This is a genomic window from Ktedonobacter racemifer DSM 44963 (genome assembly GCF_000178855.1).
GTDB lineage: Bacteria > Chloroflexota > Ktedonobacteria > Ktedonobacterales > Ktedonobacteraceae > Ktedonobacter > Ktedonobacter racemifer.
Window position 1 is genome coordinate 2,434,212 of sequence record NZ_ADVG01000001.1, and the last position, 18,070, is coordinate 2,452,281.

Genomic DNA, 18,070 nt, shown 5'->3' on the forward strand with positions numbered 1-18,070 from the left:
ACGAGGAGCGGCTTGACTGGCCGCTCCTCGTCGATTGAGATAGAAACAAATGCCGCTGATCAATGGCCAGTGTAGCCGAAGATGGAGCTGGCACCAGTACTCCCACTGAAGGAGAAGTATAGGGGTCGCTCAACTGCTATTGGTCCACCAATGGACTGCACATCCGCCGAGACGGTGTAACCTGCCGAGTTGGGGTAGGCATTTGCCAGCGGGTTGACGATATCACAGAGCAACATGCTCGTGCGACTGTGGGCATGCAACGTGATCTGTTTCTGGACAATTGTATTATCTGCAAAGACCGTGATCACGGCCACCACGTTGCCTCCATTCGGGTTTTGCAGGGTCAACCAGTCGAGGAAATTGGTCCCACAGGAGCCCTCGGAGAAGCTGTAGGTGGTCTGGCTGGCTGGACCCGGCTGACCCACCGTGTCATCCATGCCCGGATACGAATGTCCGTTGAGCCCGAAATGGAAGTACTGCACCCGTTCGGCCACGATCGGATTAGCGCTAGTCACTTCAATCGAGACGCTGTTGGAAACCGTGCAGGACGGCGTGCTGGTCGGGCTACAGTTGGGATGGCCATTGGCGTTATTCACGTCAAAGATCACCTGACTCATCGCTGGCACCGCAACGTTGCTGACCGTTTGCACCGTGCCGTTGGTGTACTCCAACTTGATGGTGGCGGTGGTCGCTGTCGAGCTGACGTTGCCCAGAACCAGGTTTTCCTGGAAGTTGGTCCCCGTGTAGCCCTCAGCAAACAACCAGTCGGTGCCCTGGCTGGTCACTCCCATCGTCGAAGAAGCGCCAGTGGTCAGGCCCCCGGCTGTTTGCACAGTTCCTGAAAAGTACTCAGTGCGTTCGGCCACGATGGGCTGATCAGAGGTAACTTGAATGGCCGCCTGGACGTGTTTGGTTGGAGTGGCCGTCCCTCGTGACTGCGCGGGGAGCGTCACCGGATCACTTTCCACAAGGGTACCGCCGCTGTAGTAGTTTACCGTTACGTTAGCCGCTGTGCTCGTGGGGTTAAGCAGTGCAATCACCTGATGAGAGGTCGCCGAGCTGCTTGCCCGTGCGTCACCAGCGGCGAAGTAGAAGCTGGTGGCAGTACTGTTGGTGCCCTGCACATCGGTACCACCAGGAACGCCGTAGACATTGAAGTACATGGGTCGCTCAACCACCACTGGTACGCTGGACGTCACCAGCGTGGAGTGCGCCTGGAGCGTGCCGGTCGGACTCACCCCCAGATCTGTATTCACACTGATAGTGGAGCGTAGATTGGCTGGGGCAACATGCGAGATGGTAACCGGAGCTTTATTGGGGAAGAAGTATTGCACGGTCACATTGGCATTGGTAATGGAGGGATTGAGAATGGTGATGTACTCTTTGTAACTCCCTCCAACCGCGCCCTCAGCAAAGTACCAGGTAGTGTTGGCTGGTGCCTGCCGGCTGCCGCTCTGAGCAGTGGCCAATGTCTCCAGGTCCTGACCCAGGTTCCAGGCATTGAAGCTGCCCAGGCCCGTAGTCATGTCATAGTTGGCTGTGGCCGGATACTGGCCCGTGCTATCGATGGTATCATTGTTGCCAGTAGTGACATCATGGAAGTCATTGCTGTACAAAGTGCCGTTGGCGCTCTGACCGACCTGGTAGAGCAGGGGGTTGATAAAGCCCACATTGAAGCCACCATCATGCAGCGACTTCTGATTGGTCAGGGCCATCATCGCAGCCCACAGTGGCGCTCCCGCCGATGTACCACCACCATACCACCAGGTATAGCCAGAACAAGATGCTGCCACCGTGCAATAAACCAGATAACCGGAGTTATTCCAATCAGCATCCAGCGCTACATCTGGTACTTCGCGCTTACCATTGGAATAGGAATTGTTCACGCCGGGTCCTTGCTGCCAGGAAGGCTGAGACCAGACGCTGCTCAACCCGCCGCCAGAAGAAAGAGCGGGTGTACCAGGAGTATACCAGACTGACTCAGAATTGTAGGTATTGTCGCCATTCAGGCCCAATGTTGTGCCGCCAACGCCTGTGACATAGGGTTGCGATGCCGGATCATCCACGGAGGGTTGTATAGGCGGCTGCCCGGGTTGAGGAGTATCCCCGCAGTCGTTTGTGCCACGGTCTCCAGAAGCGGCGAAGATGGTTTGCCCTTGAGCCGCAGCTAGCATAAAAAGATTATTTTCCGCGTTGAGGTAAGACGAACCAGCCTTGCTCTCGCAGATCCCCCAACTGGTGCTGATCACCGGAATAGCGGCATTATTGATGATCTGCGCAAATATGTCATGTAACCCCTGCAGGCTCCTGGGAGCTTCATAGACATTCAGACCCGCCAGGTGAGGTGCCATACCCAGGATGAGCTCCATATCCATCTCATCCTCGAAAGCGTTGACTGAAGGGGGGCTACCAGTGCCGCCATTGCCGCCATCAACAAGAATCTTGTTGATCGGCACACTGCCTCCGCCATAACAGCCCGTATAGGCTTTAACGTCCGATAAATTGTAATCATCGAGTTCGACGAGGGCAATTGTTTGCCCTTCACCCTTGAAGCCTGCGTTATAGAAGCCATTAAAGTTATAGGCTGTAGCAACCTGCGAGGGCAGAAGCGGTTGACCTGGCGCCGCTGTACGACAGGTAACAGCATTACTGGTCAGCGCATTGGAAGTGCTCTGACCCGATGGCGAACGTTTAGTAACAGGTGGGTGGGTCAAAGTTACCGCATTGTCCAGGCCAGAGATGTTCTGGATCAATCCCGCCAGGCTGGATGGCACCTGGGGATCGCTGGCAGGAGCGTAGAAATTTTTTCCTTTAGAAGATCGATAGTTATCGATCTGGATATGGAAAGCATTCTCTGCGTCGCTGATAGTGCCTTTGAAACCAATCACTAAGTGCTGTGAAAGAGTCATCGTTACTGTAAAACCATAACCCTGCAGATAGTCAATCACCGTCTGCTGGCTACTGGCCAGAGGCGCAAAAGCCTCAGTGACCTGAGCCTGGGTAAGATGCTGTGGCTTTTTCGTCGAGCGCGAATGGATGGTGTTGTCTGCATAAACTTTGAGCGCTTCGGCGTTGCGCAGCTTCAAATCGATCGAGATCGAGAGGTTCTGGCTGGGATCCGCTGGCCCTACCAGTGTGCTGTTCTTCACAAGGCTTGGCACATGCCCGGTGAGAGGCACCAGGCTGGCGGCACTGGCGCTGGTGGTATTACCAATCAGACGCGAGCTGATAATTATACCAAAAATGATCATACAGAGCAGAGGCAGAGCGACAGTTTTGCGTTTGATCCACGCGCTTTTTGCCCACATTCTCTTCTCTGGTTGCGAGGGGAGAGAGGTCATTGAAACTCCTTTAAATATTCATAAGAAAGAATATATTAATCTGAGCTATTATACGTAAAAGCGCCTGGATTTATCACATTCTATATTATCTGATAGGCTTTTTAGGCTATCCCGCCACAGAGAGTGTTTCAATATGTTTCATATGGTTTCATATGATTTCATGTTGGAATTCTGTCTCTACGCACGTTCTGCTTGCTCACTTCCAGGCTTGCTGCGCCAGGCGCGATTCAACATGAAAAAGTGCGATAAAGACGAGAAGCAGATCATTGTGAGGGAAGGAATACAGGAATACAGCAAGCTTCCGATGAGAGCAAGGCCTCATAGTCTCGTTTGAGCCAGCGATAAAAGGTGCGGAAGTGGCCTCCTTTCAGAGCGAACAGCAAGCCGATCGTGACCAACTCGCTTGGGTACAGTTTGGCCTGGCTATGCTTGGGGACCTCTTGCATCTGGTCGTCGACAAGGCAGAACACATTGTATGGCTCACTCATATCGTCAGCGGGGTGGGATACCAACATCGTGGCCGAACTTAGGCATGGTGGGGTGGCTGAGCAAGCGGGAAGGGAGTAGATTCAGTGGGTGATGGTTGGTCCGAACCCATAGAAGGAGTGACCCGATGAATACTTCGTACTACGCTGATCGCATCAATTTGTACTTCCTCATCCAACAGCATCCCGACTGGAGCCATCAGGAATACGCTGACGCGTTGCACCGTTCCAAAAGCTGGGTGGATAAGTGGTGCCTTCGCTTGCAACACGTGTCCACAGGGGATCTGGAGGCACTGCATCAGATCGCTCTGGGCCAGTCACGAGCCCGTCAGCACCCGCCGGAGCGCATTGCCCCCGAGATCGAAGCCGAGATCCTTGCCATCCGCGACGAACCACCCGAAGGGTTGCGCCGCATCCCTGGACCGAAAGCCATCCTGTACTATCTGCCCCGGCGTCTCACCTTGTGGCAAAGCCATTTACGTCTGCCCACCTCCACTCGCACCGTTTATGAGATTCTCAAACGGAAACAGCGCATCGCTGCTCGTCCGCCACGTTCGCACCCGCCGGACTTGCCACGTCCTACCCCGCTCTCGTGTTGGCAGATCGATTTCAAAGACGTGAGCACCGTCGAGGACGACCCAGTGGAGCCAACTGGCAAGCGGCAACATGTGGCCGAAGCCTTCAATATTGTGGATGAGGGCACTTCCATCCTCTTGTGGAGCGAGGTGCGCACTGATTTCACGGCAGAGACCTTGCTCGCATCCCTCGCACAAGCGATCGAACGCTACGGGGTGCCCCGCCGCATCATGCTGGATCGCGATCCACGCTCGGTTGGTGCTCCGCAAGGCAGTGATTTCCCTTCGGCCCTCTTGCGCTTTGGAGCGTGCCTGGGCATTGAGATGCATGTGTGCCCTCCTCGTCACCCCCAAGACAATGGATTTGTCGAGCGGTATCATCGAACGTATCAGCAGGAATGTGTGAGCGTGGAACGGCCTTCGACCCTGGAGCAGGCCCGGACTGCCACGCAAGCCTTCAGGGACCATTACAATGCCGAGCGTCCCAACCAAGCACGTTCCTGTGAGAACCGTCCTCCACTGGTGGCTTTTCCGGACCTCGCGCCCTTGCCGCGGCCTCCCAAGCAGGTGGAGGTCGATGGCTGGCTGAAGCAATTTGAGGGGTTTCATGTGGAGCGCAAAGTCGATGCTCACGGGCAAGTGCATCTGGACCTGCGGGGGTACTACGTGGACGTGCATCGAGCAGGCCAACGCGTGACGCTGCAAATTGAGGCGGCAAGCCGTTCCTTGCTCATCTGGCACGAAGGGTCATTGCTCAAAACGGTGCCGTTACGCGGCTTCTCTGGAGGCTCATGCTCCTTTGCCCGCTTTGTGGAGTACATGGTTCAGCAAGCGCGGGCGCTGCACCGCTTGCGTTCCTTGCAAGAGCGCACAAAGCGTGTGTCCTAAGTCGCTTACTCTGCAGTCCAAAGCCTCCCTGCACAAGGGCGGACAGCACCCGCTTCTTCCAACTGCATCTTTTCTTCCTGTATCAAGAACATTTCATTATTTCTCTCTTCTAAAGAGATAATGAATGAATCAGAATAATAACAGCTCTCTTCTCTCTTGTTTGAAAGAAACAGTAGGCAGATGCGGTTCAAGCTTCAGCCCATCATTTCCCTGCTCATCCGTTGGCACGATGTTGGTACCCCACCCCGTTGACGATGTGAGTGAGCCATACACACATGGATGATAATGTCTTCGGTGGTCATAACGATTCGTCCTTTCGAGAGGGTTTTTGTTCTTCTCTCTTGAGCACGATTGTTGTGACCACTTCAACTAGCACCAATGGCTAATACTCCTACAATGTCGCTTCTGAGTTACACTCTTCTCCAGGCGCTCGTTTTCATAATGAAAGTTTTAAATAGTTATATCTTTCTATTCGAAGCATGGAGAGAGTCGCCATTACTTTATAGGAATAATTTGCAGAGGGATATTCCATGAGAAAACGTTTGACAGTTTATTTTCCGGCCGTAGGTATTTTCTGCCTCGCACTATTTGTGCGTGTTCTCTACAACATGACAGTGGGCCATGGATACACGCCAGAATTTGATGCGGGTTTTTATAATAACCTCGCAATTCATCTCGATACTGAGCATTGCTTCTGCTTGCAAAGCCATGTTCCTGATACCGGCAGAGCACCATTCTGGCCCTTTGTGATCGCGGCTATCTACACTGTGATGGGGACCTATAATTCATACGCGCGCCTCTTTTTATGTATCCTTGGTTCAGGCACCTGTGTAATCACCTACCTCTTTGCCAGAGATATATTCAATAAGAGGATAGCTCTGGTGGTGGGTATTATTGCAGCACTCTATCCAGGGTTATTTATTTACGATGGTTGGCTCTATACAGAATCTGTCTACACATTTTTTGTGATGGGGTTTGCTTATTCACTGTTCCGTCTACAACGCACTCCCCGTGTTGGCTGGATGATCAGTTGTGGCATATCTCTGGCATGTGCATCCTTAACACGCCCCAATGGGATAAGCCTCCTCGTTTTAGTATTGATCTGGGCCGTATTTACGATTCGAATACGTATGCTCCCCTGGCGCAAAGTGGTGCAGGCAGTGCTCGTGATTACCTGTCTGGCTTTTGGCCTGATTGCGCCCTGGACTATCCGAAATTATCAAATAAGTCACAAATTCATTCTGGTGGCGACAGGAGGTGGAGCAGTATTGGCGGGATCGTATAATGACACTGCCGTTACCTCGGACTTTTTCGGTTATACTGGTATGTGGGTAGCATCGGGTAAAATACGGCCACCGCTCACTGATTACTCTGACGCAGGTGAGACCACCTATGCTTATCACTGGATACGCACGCACCCTGGAGAACTGCCCTATCTATTCTCTCAGCATTTTATCAATATGTGGCGACCGTATACTTCGGAAGAGGGGTTACCAGTGAGAGAGTTTCCCACTCGTTTATCATCGCAGATTCTCTGGAACTTGATGACTACTACTCCTTTTGCCATAATCTTTTTGGCCGCTTGTGGTCTGGTAGTAACCCTGCGCTCAAAATGGAGAGAACTGTTGGTCCCTTATCTTGTGATAGGGTTGACAATTGTTCTCTGCGTCGCTTTTTATGGCACTTCGCGATTTCGCGCACCTATAGAGCCACTGCTGGTTCTGCTTGCTGGGGGAGCAATCTGGTGGCTTACATCTACTGAGTCAGGCACCTTACGCTCTCTCCTTAGAAAAGGACGCGGCTCAGTTATACGCGAGCCCGACTCCGAAGCCGAAGCAGTGAATGTGTAGTGTAGAGTAACAGTTGCTCTTGAAAGGGCTGAAATCCTCTTTATGAATATTACGTTACAACAGAAGCAATCATCGCCTATTGGAACTACACCACCAAAAAGCAGGTGGGCGGCACTACGTCCCTGGCTATTATCATGGGAAATCTATATTATCGTCATTATTGCTGCAGTTCTGCGCTTGTATAGGATGGATACATCTGAATTTTCTGGTGATCAGACAATTCTCTTCCGTATGGCATATGATGCTGTGCATTATGGCTTGATCCCGGCGACGAGTAATGGCTCGTCGATTCATACCATGAATCCGCCTATAGCCGTCTACTTGCTGATGATTCCCGCTGCAATCAGTTCTGATCCACTGTGGGCGACTATTTGGACAGGATTGTTCAACGTTATCGCCGTTCTTCTGGCGTATATTTTTACCCGCCGCTATTATGGGCGGCTTGCAGCTACTATCGCAGCCTCGCTCTATGCAACTGCCCAGACAACTATTGTTTTTAGCCGCTTTATCTGGCAACCAAGTCTGATCGCACCTTTTGCTATTCTTTTTATCTTTGCTCTGTTCTGGGGTGTGGTAGAGCAGCGTAAAGGCTGGTTTTTTCCCGCGCTGTTGCTGCTCGGTATTCTCTCTCAACTGCATTCCCTCACCCTTTTTCTCGCTGTTCCGCTCTTTCTTGCCATCTTGCTCGCACCCAGAACCATTCGCCTGCGCGATGTCGTTCTTGGCTGCATAGCGCTATTGATTATCTATGCACCATTTCTAGTCTGGGAAAAAACAACGCATTTCTCCGATTTTACGGTCCTCTTTGGCAAGAGCGGTGCTCCTGCTCACATTGATGATCGAGCCTTGGTGTTTTATGAACGCTTCCTCAATGCCTTCTATTATGATGATAAATACCTACATGGCAGTACCATTTACGATCCCACAACAACTGCTCATTCGGTGGTATTTCCATTGCTCAAGCTCTTGCGCATTATGCAGGCTATTCTAGAGCTTTGCTTGATAGGTGGATTTGCGCTGGCTATCTGGGGGGTGCTGCGAAATATAAATGTACCTGGCACGGGCAAGATGCGACATGCATCCTCTTTCTCTGCATTCATTGCCCGGCTATTCATCGGTGCACGGACCTGGTGGAAGAATCTGCGCGCTGATTCGCTAGCGTGTGGGCTGTTAATCATGTTGCTCTGGCAAATTGTACCAGTGCTGGTTCTTACTCGTCATGGTCCACCTGTTCATTTGCATTACTTGCTAGTGATTGTGCCAGGACCATTTATCTTCATTGCGGTCTTTATCACACGTGCAATTGCTTGGTTCCGCACGCAACAGCCCATAAGACTCTGGAAGAGTGTGCGTTATGGAACCTATGCTGTTGTGAGTGTTGTGCTGCTTGTTCAATTGATAGGGAGCTCTGCATCACTCGTTGATATGACGAATGGCATCAATAATCATATCTTTGGGTATAACGATATCGGATCGCTTGAACACGCTTTTCAAGAGGCCGATCAGGTAGCTCAGGAACATCATATCAGCAGGGTGTATAGTACGCTTTCGGTTAATGACGATTTTGACGCCTTACTTGCTGGCTTTCCTTATCTTGCCAGCCAGATGCATACGCCGTCAACGCTCTTTGAGTCTTCGCGCTGCCTGGTGATGCCCTCACCTCAGGGAGGTCCAGCGGTAATGCTTACGCGCTCAACCGATGTACTCACTCCTGCCTTGCTCAAAGAATATGCGAATATTGTGCTGGTTGATGAGCCCCCCGTTTCGGGTAGCACGCCGTTCAAATTGTATATCGTCACACCGTATCCGTATGGACATACTCTTTCCACGCAGCATGGTTTCGCCAATCAGTTGCAGGGGATCGATGCGCAGGTACAGCAACTGGAAGGCCAGAGCCAACCCACGCTGGTAACTCGCTGGACGCTCCTCCATGCCGCGCAGCCACAGTCGCTTGTCACCTATAATTACAGTATGAGCGTGGCGCCTAATCTGGCAGGGGCAGCACCTATAACAAGTACCTGCTTGTTGACATCTATCCGTCCAGGTGATCAGCTTATAGCGACATTCCCGCTTGACCCCAACATAGCATCAGCTCGATCGTTTGGTATGAGCTCACAATATTTGGTCAACGCTCCTGAAGTGATTACACTTGGGCCGTTGCACTTTGAGACCTGCCAATGGCAAGGTACACCAGAGTCGCTGCAAGCAACAGATGGTACGGATACTCTTACGGTATCTACCCATTTGTGATCTCGATCATCTAGAACAGCGCGAGAATAGTATGCGTGAAATGGATTTCACGCATACTATTCTCGCCTGCATTCAATAGTGCAACGCTATTTGCATGATAATTCTTCCAGGAGAAGGTAAAGAGTGAGTACTACATATTCATCTCTTGCAGATTTGCAAGTTTCTCTCAAGAGAAAGTGGTTTGAGTATACTCAAAAAGTAACGGCCTCATTAGAGGTAAAGCAGCAGAAAAGCCATCTTCTTGTGCTTGATGGAGTGCGGGCTGTAGCTTGCCTGGCTGTTCTTTTACATCATATGATTTATCATGTCATTTTACCCGCTGGTCTCTGGCATCCTTCCGGAACAATTCAAGTGTTGCTCGCAGCTTTATTAAATTTTGGTGGATCAGGAGTAATTCTCTTCTTTCTACTTTCCAGCTTTCTTTTGTTTTTGCCATTTGCTCAGGCTCTCTTGTTTGATAGGCAGTGGCCGTCTATCTCGCGTTTCTATATTCGCCGCTTTTTTCGCATAGTTCCAGGGTACTATGCTGCGATAATTTTGATGGTTTTGTTTTTTCATCCCGAATTCTTGCATACCGCTCAGAGAGTAAAGTTATTAGAGTTTTTTACATTTAGCATGCAAGCTGGCCTCCCCGACCAGTTAAACGGACCATTCTGGACAATGGCTGTTGAATTTCAATTTTATATGCTTCTGCCGCTCATTGCATGGGTGCTCAGTTTGATTGTGCGTCGTGGCTCATTGCGCTGGCGTATAACCAAATTGATTGGTTGCTTGCTGGCCATGTTAGGATGGGGGCTACTTTCGCGTTGGTGGGGATTATTTATTGATTTATCTGCCACCCATTTTCCACAGAACGTTTTAGCCGCCCTGCAGCCATACTATTATGGCGATAATGGAAAATATTTTGAATGCTTTGCCGTAGGTATGTTGCTTGCGTTGCTCTATGTCTATACACAAAATACTCCGCAAGGAACGCGCTGGCAGACAAGACTCCAGTGTTGGAGTCCCTGGATGTTCCTGGTGGGTCTACTCATCCTGGGTTTTCTTGCTCTCTTCGCTTTTTATACCAGTGCGGATTATCATTCAACTTTTGTTGTGTTGGATTCCTATAGAGCTCTGCTTAAGCAAATATATGCACAATGGCAATCTATAGGGTATTCCATCTGTTATGGCCTTTGTATGTGTGCACTGCTGTATAATGCTGGTCGGCTTAAACGCCCATTTGAGTGGATAGTTCTACGTTGGATTGGTTTGATATCTTTTAGCTTGTATATGTGGCATTACCCTTTACTCCTCTTATTCAAGGAAAGCATCATCAATCAATTCAATGGGTTGGGAAATAGCATGAAACTTATTGCCCTTCTAGCCTGGGTCTTTTTTATCATCTTCCCCATTTCACTGACATTCTATCGCTGGATGGAAATGCCAGGAATGCGGTTGGGTGAGATGCTTATTCGGAAAATAGAGAAGCCGAAAAAGGAACACTCAAGAGGTGTCTCTATACCTACACCTACACAGGAAGCAACAGCCACATCAATAGAGATGAAGATTTCGCACTCCTTGAGTTCGAGCAGAAAGGTCTAGGCCAGGTTGGCAAGCATGAGCAAACGACGGCGATTTGGTCGAGGGAAAGCATCAAGCAGCGTGGCCATATGAGCTCTGGAACCACATGAGGGAAGTCAAGAACAGCCAGATTCACCGTCCGACGAAAGAAGCACAACGCCGCCCCCATGAGTTTAGCCGTATCATCGTGTGCGCGGCCTGCCGTCGCCCCTTACGCGTCATGATCCCAAAAGGTATCCCCTACTACAAGGAGACGAGTAAGGTCCGCAAACTCGATTGCCCTCTTCCCGAATCGCTTTCGGTCAAAGCAGCGAACGTCATCCATCAATTCGGCGACATCCTGCGCAGCATTGAACTGCCTGAGCCTTGGCGCGAACTGATTGCAGACAGCTGTTCACAGGAACTGGCAAGCAATGAGGACGCCAGGCGCATCGCAGAGCGTCGCGCAGAACTCGAGGCAGAGCAAAAGCGGCTCGTGACAGCATTTACCAACTCCCGCGCCTGAAAGCCCCTGTGCTTCAGCCATGGGGATGAAAGGCGCGTTGAGCCAATGCTATTGCGCTCGCTATACACCTTCAATGTCCGTAATGAGCTCGCTCATTACTAGCACAATTGTGCATATTCTCTCATGAGATTTGTGGCATTTACACTTTGTGACAGAATCACGACAATTTAGTGATAATGGCGCGACAGAAGCAACATATATTTATGGATAGAAATAAAACAACACGTAGTACTCGACAAACATGAGGGAAAGAATACGTAATGTCTCACGTTTCTGAAGGGGTTCTCCCATCTAAAGAGCAATCATTCACGCAGCCCGTATGGGGACACAAAAAATTCTCTTGGTATACTTCGCGCTGATATCTCTCGCTACGCCGCTTATCTTCGTTATCGAATTTGTCGTGAACGGGCTGCTCAGGCCTGGATATTCACCTATTCGCCACAGCAAATAAATATTGCAGTATGAAAGGTATTTTTTTATGGTACACTCTGAAATATCAGAGAAGGCTGTCTCTCCCAAAGCCAAAATCCCTATACACGTCCAGTTGATCGTCTTCTTCGTGCTTAGTTTCGTGATTGCCTGGCTAGCCTGGCTACCAGCTATGTTGAATCCCATGTCTCCCCAGCCCCTCTCAATCCTGGGACTCTTTGCGCCAGCCATGTCGGCGGTCATTGTGTTATGGTGGGTACGAGGAAAGGCAGGCGTTGTCGCGCTTTTCAAACGCTATACGATCTGGCGTTTCTCCATTGGCTGGTATCTTTTGGCACTGTTGCTGATGCCCATCATCTACATGATTGCACTCGTCGTCACTCTATTGAGCACCCACGGCTCCTTCTCGAACCTGTTTTTTGCGAATTCGCCGCTCTTTATCCTGGTGGCGTATGTCTACCTCATGGTTATCAACTCGGGTGAGGAGATCGGTTGGCGTGGGTTTGCCCTACCCTTGTTGCAGTCAGTGCTGCCTGGGCCAGTAACAGCGGGCTTGGTGCTTGGTCTCATCTGGGGGCTCTGGCACCTTCCTCTCTACATCAATCCAGAGGTGGCGACGATGCCTTACCCACTCTTTCTTGTGCTTACTGTTGGCCTTTCACTCATTTACACCCATCTCTTCAATAGATCCACGAGCAGCCTGTGGACAGTAGTTATGCTACACGCGGCTACTGATGTACTTCCCCGCATCCTCCAGTTAGCACAGGTTGGTCTACAATTCTGGGTCGTTACAACTATCCTGGTCTGGCTTGTGGCGCTCGGCCTATCCTTTCTTCTGCGTAACACGACACCTATGATAGGGCCTTCAGAGAGTAATCACCAATCATTGTGACACAACGGGCTTTAGCCCGCCGCAAGCTGCGCCGTTTCAACGGCGGCAGTGAGGCGTGTCCCGGCTTTAGCCCTTGCATAGCACAAGATAGAACATATGTTTGACAACTCCAAAGTATTGGAGTATACTCTACAAGAGACACAATCTATTTATTTGAGAGAAACGTACAAAAAATGGCAAAAGCCACGAAAACAATCAGACAAGCGTTGCAGTATCCGCCACAGGCAGCCCACTCCTTCGCGGAGCACCAGGCGCTCTACAATCGTGTCGTGGCCTTCTACTTTGAGGTCATCCAGGCCCATGAGGGCATCCTCTCTCTCAAGAGCAAGGAGGCCCTCACCGCCCTGGAGAAACTCACCCATGCGACGGAGAAGAACCCCCATCCCATTCTGCCCCTCTCCGACATCGCCCCGGATATCCCCGCGATGTTCCGCCGCGCCGCCATCAATGCGGCCCTTGGCTCTGCTCGCGCCTTTTTCTCCTCGCTCAAACAGTGGCGAGCACGCAAAGAGAAGCACGAGGCCAAACCATGCAAAAAGGGCAAGAAGAAGCAGCCGTTCAGGGAGCGGCCACCGGTCCCGCCGCGCACCTGGAACAAGTCGGCCTCCTTCTATGCGGGCTTGTGGAAAGAACGCTCTCAGCACTCCATCATGCTCAGAGTGTGGACTGGCTCGTGCTGGTCCTGGCTCAAAATTGGTGCGCTTTCTCGCGATATTCCCGAGGGGTACGCGATGGGCAGTCCACAGCTTGTTCGCAAAGGGGATCGCTGGTGGTTACATACTCCCATTGAGAAGACCTTCGAGGCTCCCGCAAAGAGCGGAGAGCAACTCACCACCGCCCAGACACGTCTCTGCGCGGTGGATCTCAATCTCGACAAGCATCTGGCTGTGTGCAGCGTCCAGACGGTTGACGGCACCATCCTGGCTACTTCCTTCATTGGAAATGGCACAGCGGTATCGGGCTGTAGGAAGAAACTGCTTGGACGTATTGCACACAACCGATCTCAGACTGGCATCATTGCCGAAGGGGAACAGGACAATGCCGACCTCTGGGCCAAAATCAGGCACGTGGACGAACAGATCGCGCACCAGGTGAGCGCCCGCATTGTCCAGTTCGCCATCGAGCAGCAAGCAAGCATACTGGTCTTCGAGCATCTAGGCAACCTGCGCCCGGAAAAAGGCACGTATTCGCGCCGCGGCAACAGGAAACGCGCCTACTGGATGCGCAGGGCGCATCTTCAAGTACGCGAAGTACAAGGCGTGGAATGCAGGTGGTCTCATCACGTGCCGCGTCAATCCGCGCAATACGAGCCGGGAATGCCATCGCTGTCACGCGCCCGTCATTCGCTACAATGAGGGCGAGCCGGTTGAGGGATACACGCCCGGCGCGGCGCTTTGCCTGTGCTCACAATGCCAGATGCGCGACCATGCTGACCGCAATGCCAGTCTGAGAATCGGGCAGCGCTTGATCGAGCGCTCCCAAGAACCGTTGAAGGAAAAGCCTCATGCTCGTTCGCGATGTGCGATGAGGGGGTCGAAAGACCCAGGTGTTGGGATCTCTCAGGATGCCGAACGCGAAGGGCAACCATCTCTTGCTCAAGCAAGGCAAGGGGATCACGCCAACGGGCCTGGCACCGCCCAGGGGGGGTTGCGCCTCTCAGATATGGCTACCACACTACGCCTCCATTTTGAGTAGTCCCTACGGGACATGTCTCACGCAGGCGCTTACGGAGCCGTGTCAGAAGCTGCTGGGCTTTAGCCCATGCGGAGTGTCACAATAGTTACGGTGATGGCATCATCCATCACCGTTTGCCACGCTTCATCTGCCTTCTCACTCTATTATACGTGGCTTTCTCCCCCAGCAACAATGCTTTTGTCCACCCTGTTATTGAGAGAACCTCCTCACCACTCTCCCCAGAGAAAACAACGAAGCGTCTCAACACAGATCTGGGCGATACCCACAATGCGTAAACCATTCCAGGGCATCCTGCGCAGTGATTGTGAGAAGGGCTTGCCCGATCGCCTCCTGCAAGGCTTCTGGAGTACGTGCTCCCACCCGGCGGAGAAACGCTTTGAGTTTGGAGAATGCCTCTTCAATTGGTGACAAGTCGGGAGAATAGGCGGGCAGAAACAGAAACTGGACTCCTCGTGCTTCGATAGCTCGTCGAACGTTTTCTCCAGTATGCGTGTTCAAATTGTCCAGAATCACGATTTGCCCACAGGTCTTGCGTTTGTTCGGCAGGCACGGTGAGAGAGAACGGTGCATATTGAGAGGCGCTCCTCGAGAGAAATTTCAGTGTGATCTTACCCTCATCTTCCTTGATTCTCAGATTTCTTTGGTAGCATATGATGTAACGAGAGGGAAAAAGAGAAGGACGTAAAGCGTGTGTATCACTTCTTCACTCCTAGCAGGAGTGGCAGGAGGCATGTATTGAGCACCCTTGAAGATGAGTCACATTTTTTCAATCAAGTAGCGACGTGCTACCCTTGTGAACCTGGGTATGCTTTCAACCGCTAACGTCGGGTGTAGTAGATCAAAGCCGATAACGCACCAACTAGGGAGGTTACTGTGCGCGCTTTAGTGTATGAAGGACCATTCAAGGTCGCCGTCAAACAGGTAGAAGACCCAAAGATCCAGCATCCCAATGATGTCATTGTACACATCACTTCTACCTGTATTTGTGGTTCAGATCTGCATATGTATGAGGGACGAACCGCTGCGCAGCCAGGGATTGTCTTCGGCCATGAAAACATGGGTATTGTAGAAGAAGTGGGGTCAGGCGTCGTTACATTGCACAAAGGTGATCGAGTGGTTCTGCCTTTTAATGTCGCCTGTGGCTTTTGTAAAAACTGTGAAAGGGGCTACACCGCTTTTTGTCTGACCGTCAATCCTGGTTTTGCAGGTGGCGCATACGGGTATGTGGCAATGGGTCCCTATTCTGGCGGTCAGGCCGAGTACCTGCGTGTACCTTTCGCGGACTTTAATGCGCTTCAACTACCCGCTGGGACGGAGCACGAGGAAGATTTTGCCATGCTTCCCGATATCTTCCCAACGGGTTACCACGGGGCGGAGCTTGCCCAGGTAGCGCCGGGAGAGTCTGTTGTGGTCTTTGGAGCAGGACCGGTAGGTCTCATGGCCGCATATAGCTCTCTCATTCGTGGCGCTGCCGAAGTCTATATTGTTGATCGCGTTCCTGAACGCCTGCAAAAAGCCAAAGAAATCGGAGCCATTCCCATTGATTTCAGCAAGAGCGACCCAGTGCAGCAGATTCGCGATATGCGTCATGGAGATGGTGTTGACAAGGGAATCGACGCGGTTGGATATCAAGGAGTTGCGCCAGGTCAGAACAAAGAAGCTCCCAGCACCGTGCTGGATTCGTTAATCCGGATTGTCAATGCAACCGGGATGTTGGGGGTTCCTGGCCTGTATGTACCGTCTGATCCGGGGGGGGTAGATCCCCACGCGAAAGAGGGTCGCTTGCTTCTTCCCTTTGGCAAACTCTGGGAGAAAGGGCTCCAGGTGGGCACTGGCCAGTGCAATGTGAAGCACTACATCCGCCACCTGCGTGACCTGATTATTGCCGGTCGCGCGAAGCCCAGCTTTGTCGTTTCAAATGTGGTCCCGCTCAACGATGCACCTATAGCATACGACAAATTCGACAAGCGTATCGAAGGGTACACGAAGGTCATCCTCAAGCCCTAGGTTCGTCCGGCAATTGCGACAAACAGGAAAAAGAGAGGCACAAAAAGTGCTTCATAGTGCTCTGCCAAGCTTCATTTGACACAGAATCATCGACCAATGTGGCGCTTTTACTCTTTCGCCGAATCCGTCAATCGAAGTTTGGCAGAGCAATAGGCATCAAGTGAGCCTCAGTAAACCCCATCAAGAAGTTGATAGGAAGTACTGAGGCGCGTCGTCCGTGCGGGGATAGAAGCATTTACAGAGTATTAAGTGACTTCTCCGCATGGTCTCGCAGACCAGCGGCTTCTCGCAAGTACATTTCCTCCTTGCGAGCTACACCGATATGAGGCATGAACCTCAGACCGATGGGGGCAGCCATATCAGCCCCAACTACGTGAGGGATACCCATTTCCCCACGATACTTGTACCGAATGTTGCAGGCTCCTACCAAATCACGATGCCCTTTCCACCCACATGCTTTGTTCGTACAACAGAAATTGCGTCCTTGAACCGGGCTTTTGCGCCGTTTCCCACAGACAGGACACGTCTTGCTGGTATAAGACTCTTCCTGTATCTCTACCACCATACCGACTCTTTCAGCCTTGTAGGTGAGTTTGTGTCGAAGAGAGCCAAAGGACCATTGGTGCAATTTTTGATTGTTCTTGGAGCCAACATCGAGGTCTTGTCGAATAGCTCGCACATCACCTATTGCCAAGGTCTGCACACCGTCTTTCTGAAGTGTGGAGATCAATCTTGACGTGCTCTGATGCTCAATAGTTTTGATCTGATTTGCCAATTTCTTCAGTTGTTTTTGCTTTGATCGGACAAGCCTTTTGCGACGACGCGAGCCTTTCTTTTTCGCGTCAATCTTCTTTTGCAACCTTGCTAGCAATTTGTTCCGATATTGCCGCTTCGACCTGAGTAACCGTCCATTGAGGATATAGGTCTGTTCCCCATCGTGACTGACAGCCATATGAATTTCACCTAAGTCGATACCAGCGATCTTGTCTCCGTTCTCTGGGACTGGCAAGAAGCAGGGTTCATAGGTTGCAATGGCTTCGTACTCGGTGCCAGTCCAGCGTATCACCAGTGTTTGTGGCATCGTCCAAGGCCAATCGAGAACAAGAGGCTCATTGCCTTTGCCATTGGAGAGGAGAAGCTTGCCATCTTTCATCCTCATAGCAGAGCGTTTGTACTCAATGCGAAAGTACCACTTACGCCGCCGTGGTGGCTTGGCAGTCGGGTCCGTTTTGCGCCGTTCCCTCCAACTTTTGAGCGAAGCAAAGAACGATTGCACGCAGGCATCAGCCGTATGAGCATGGAGTGTGTTGGAACTGTGCCATCGCATCAGATGCTTGGGCTTGAGCCAGATACCCTTTTTTCTGACAGTCCGCCAGAAAGAGACAAGGGTAGCGGTATAGACTTCGCCGCAAGCATGGGCCAGTTCTTCAAGTTGTTTCGTCTTGCCGATCTTGACCCGTTTGATCTGATACATGTCGCTTCCCCTCCTCTCTCTCAACGTATTGCTCTAAGGCCCACATGACTTCGGCATTAAATGAACGCTTGTGCTTTCCCGCTAATCGGACCAAAGCATCATGGAGTTGCTTTGGA

11 protein-coding genes and 1 pseudogene are annotated in these 18,070 nt (G+C 51.4%); 9 read left to right on the top strand and 3 right to left on the bottom strand.

Going from position 1 to position 18,070, the window contains the following annotated elements:
• Window positions 1-59 precede the first annotated feature (59 nt).
• Entirely contained in the window at window positions 60-3,341 is a 3,282-nt protein-coding gene (locus tag KRAC_RS61255; RefSeq protein ID WP_007906791.1) for a S53 family peptidase, read from the bottom strand.
• Window positions 3,342-3,697: 356 nt separating this feature from the next.
• Here KRAC_RS61255 and KRAC_RS74490 point away from each other — a divergent pair, with 356 nt between their 5' ends.
• The 8 genes and pseudogenes from KRAC_RS74490 to KRAC_RS10605 all read left to right on the top strand — a co-directional run bounded on the left by KRAC_RS74490 (window position 3,698) and on the right by KRAC_RS10605 (window position 14,473).
• A complete protein-coding gene (locus KRAC_RS74490; RefSeq protein WP_211221262.1) occupies window positions 3,698-3,871 on the top strand; it encodes a hypothetical protein in 174 nt (57 codons plus the stop codon).
• 83 nt (window positions 3,872-3,954) lie between these two features.
• Complete coding sequence (locus tag KRAC_RS10575; protein WP_007906793.1) at window positions 3,955-5,289, top strand: integrase core domain-containing protein; 1,335 nt, start codon at window positions 3,955-3,957, stop codon at window positions 5,287-5,289.
• 530 nt (window positions 5,290-5,819) lie between these two features.
• Window positions 5,820-7,139: an ArnT family glycosyltransferase gene (locus tag KRAC_RS10580; protein WP_007906795.1), complete on the top strand. Its 1,320-nt coding sequence runs from the start codon at window positions 5,820-5,822 to the stop codon at window positions 7,137-7,139.
• Window positions 7,140-7,181: 42 nt separating this feature from the next.
• Entirely contained in the window at window positions 7,182-9,389 is a 2,208-nt protein-coding gene (locus KRAC_RS10585; protein WP_007906797.1) for an ArnT family glycosyltransferase, read from the top strand.
• 123 nt (window positions 9,390-9,512) lie between these two features.
• A complete protein-coding gene (locus KRAC_RS10590) occupies window positions 9,513-10,973 on the top strand; it encodes an acyltransferase family protein (protein ID WP_007906799.1) in 1,461 nt (486 codons plus the stop codon).
• 85 nt (window positions 10,974-11,058) lie between these two features.
• The gene (locus tag KRAC_RS10595) at window positions 11,059-11,457 is read left to right on the top strand and encodes a hypothetical protein (protein ID WP_007906800.1); all 399 of its coding nucleotides are present in this window, start codon (window positions 11,059-11,061) and stop codon (window positions 11,455-11,457) included.
• 478 nt (window positions 11,458-11,935) lie between these two features.
• On the top strand, window positions 11,936-12,778 hold the full coding sequence (locus tag KRAC_RS10600) for a CPBP family intramembrane glutamic endopeptidase (RefSeq protein WP_007906802.1): 843 nt from the start codon (window positions 11,936-11,938) through the stop codon (window positions 12,776-12,778).
• Between the two features lie 173 nt (window positions 12,779-12,951).
• Window positions 12,952-14,473, top strand: a pseudogene (locus KRAC_RS10605) (zinc ribbon domain-containing protein).
• A gap of 240 nt (window positions 14,474-14,713) precedes the next feature.
• Here the strand turns inward: KRAC_RS10605 and KRAC_RS78200 are convergent.
• Window positions 14,714-15,043: a transposase gene (locus KRAC_RS78200; protein WP_052568144.1), complete on the bottom strand. Its 330-nt coding sequence runs from the start codon at window positions 15,041-15,043 to the stop codon at window positions 14,714-14,716.
• A 303-nt stretch (window positions 15,044-15,346) separates the two neighbouring features.
• Here KRAC_RS78200 and KRAC_RS10615 point away from each other — a divergent pair, with 303 nt between their 5' ends.
• Window positions 15,347-16,480 (top strand): glutathione-independent formaldehyde dehydrogenase, encoded by a 1,134-nt coding sequence (locus KRAC_RS10615; RefSeq protein WP_007906813.1) that lies wholly within the window; start codon window positions 15,347-15,349, stop codon window positions 16,478-16,480.
• 235 nt (window positions 16,481-16,715) lie between these two features.
• On the opposite strand, the gene KRAC_RS10620 is transcribed toward KRAC_RS10615, so the two are convergent.
• Window positions 16,716-17,954, bottom strand: a complete 1,239-nt coding sequence (locus KRAC_RS10620; RefSeq protein WP_007906814.1) for an RNA-guided endonuclease InsQ/TnpB family protein — start codon at window positions 17,952-17,954, stop codon at window positions 16,716-16,718.
• Window positions 17,955-18,070 lie beyond the last annotated feature (116 nt).

Bases quoted from the DNA above. Each gene is read 5' to 3' on its own strand.
- KRAC_RS61255 (WP_007906791.1), bottom strand. From the start codon at position 3,341: ATGACCTCTCTCCCCTCGCAACCAGAGAAGAGAATGTGGGCAAAAAGC.
- KRAC_RS10575 (WP_007906793.1), top strand. From the start codon at position 3,955: ATGAATACTTCGTACTACGCTGATCGCATCAATTTGTACTTCCTCATC.
- KRAC_RS10580 (WP_007906795.1), top strand. From the start codon at position 5,820: ATGAGAAAACGTTTGACAGTTTATTTTCCGGCCGTAGGTATTTTCTGC.
- KRAC_RS10585 (WP_007906797.1), top strand. From the start codon at position 7,182: ATGAATATTACGTTACAACAGAAGCAATCATCGCCTATTGGAACTACA.
- KRAC_RS10595 (WP_007906800.1), top strand. From the start codon at position 11,059: ATGAGGGAAGTCAAGAACAGCCAGATTCACCGTCCGACGAAAGAAGCA.
- KRAC_RS10600 (WP_007906802.1), top strand. From the start codon at position 11,936: ATGGTACACTCTGAAATATCAGAGAAGGCTGTCTCTCCCAAAGCCAAA.
- KRAC_RS78200 (WP_052568144.1), bottom strand. From the start codon at position 15,043: ATGCACCGTTCTCTCTCACCGTGCCTGCCGAACAAACGCAAGACCTGT.
- KRAC_RS10620 (WP_007906814.1), bottom strand. From the start codon at position 17,954: ATGTATCAGATCAAACGGGTCAAGATCGGCAAGACGAAACAACTTGAA.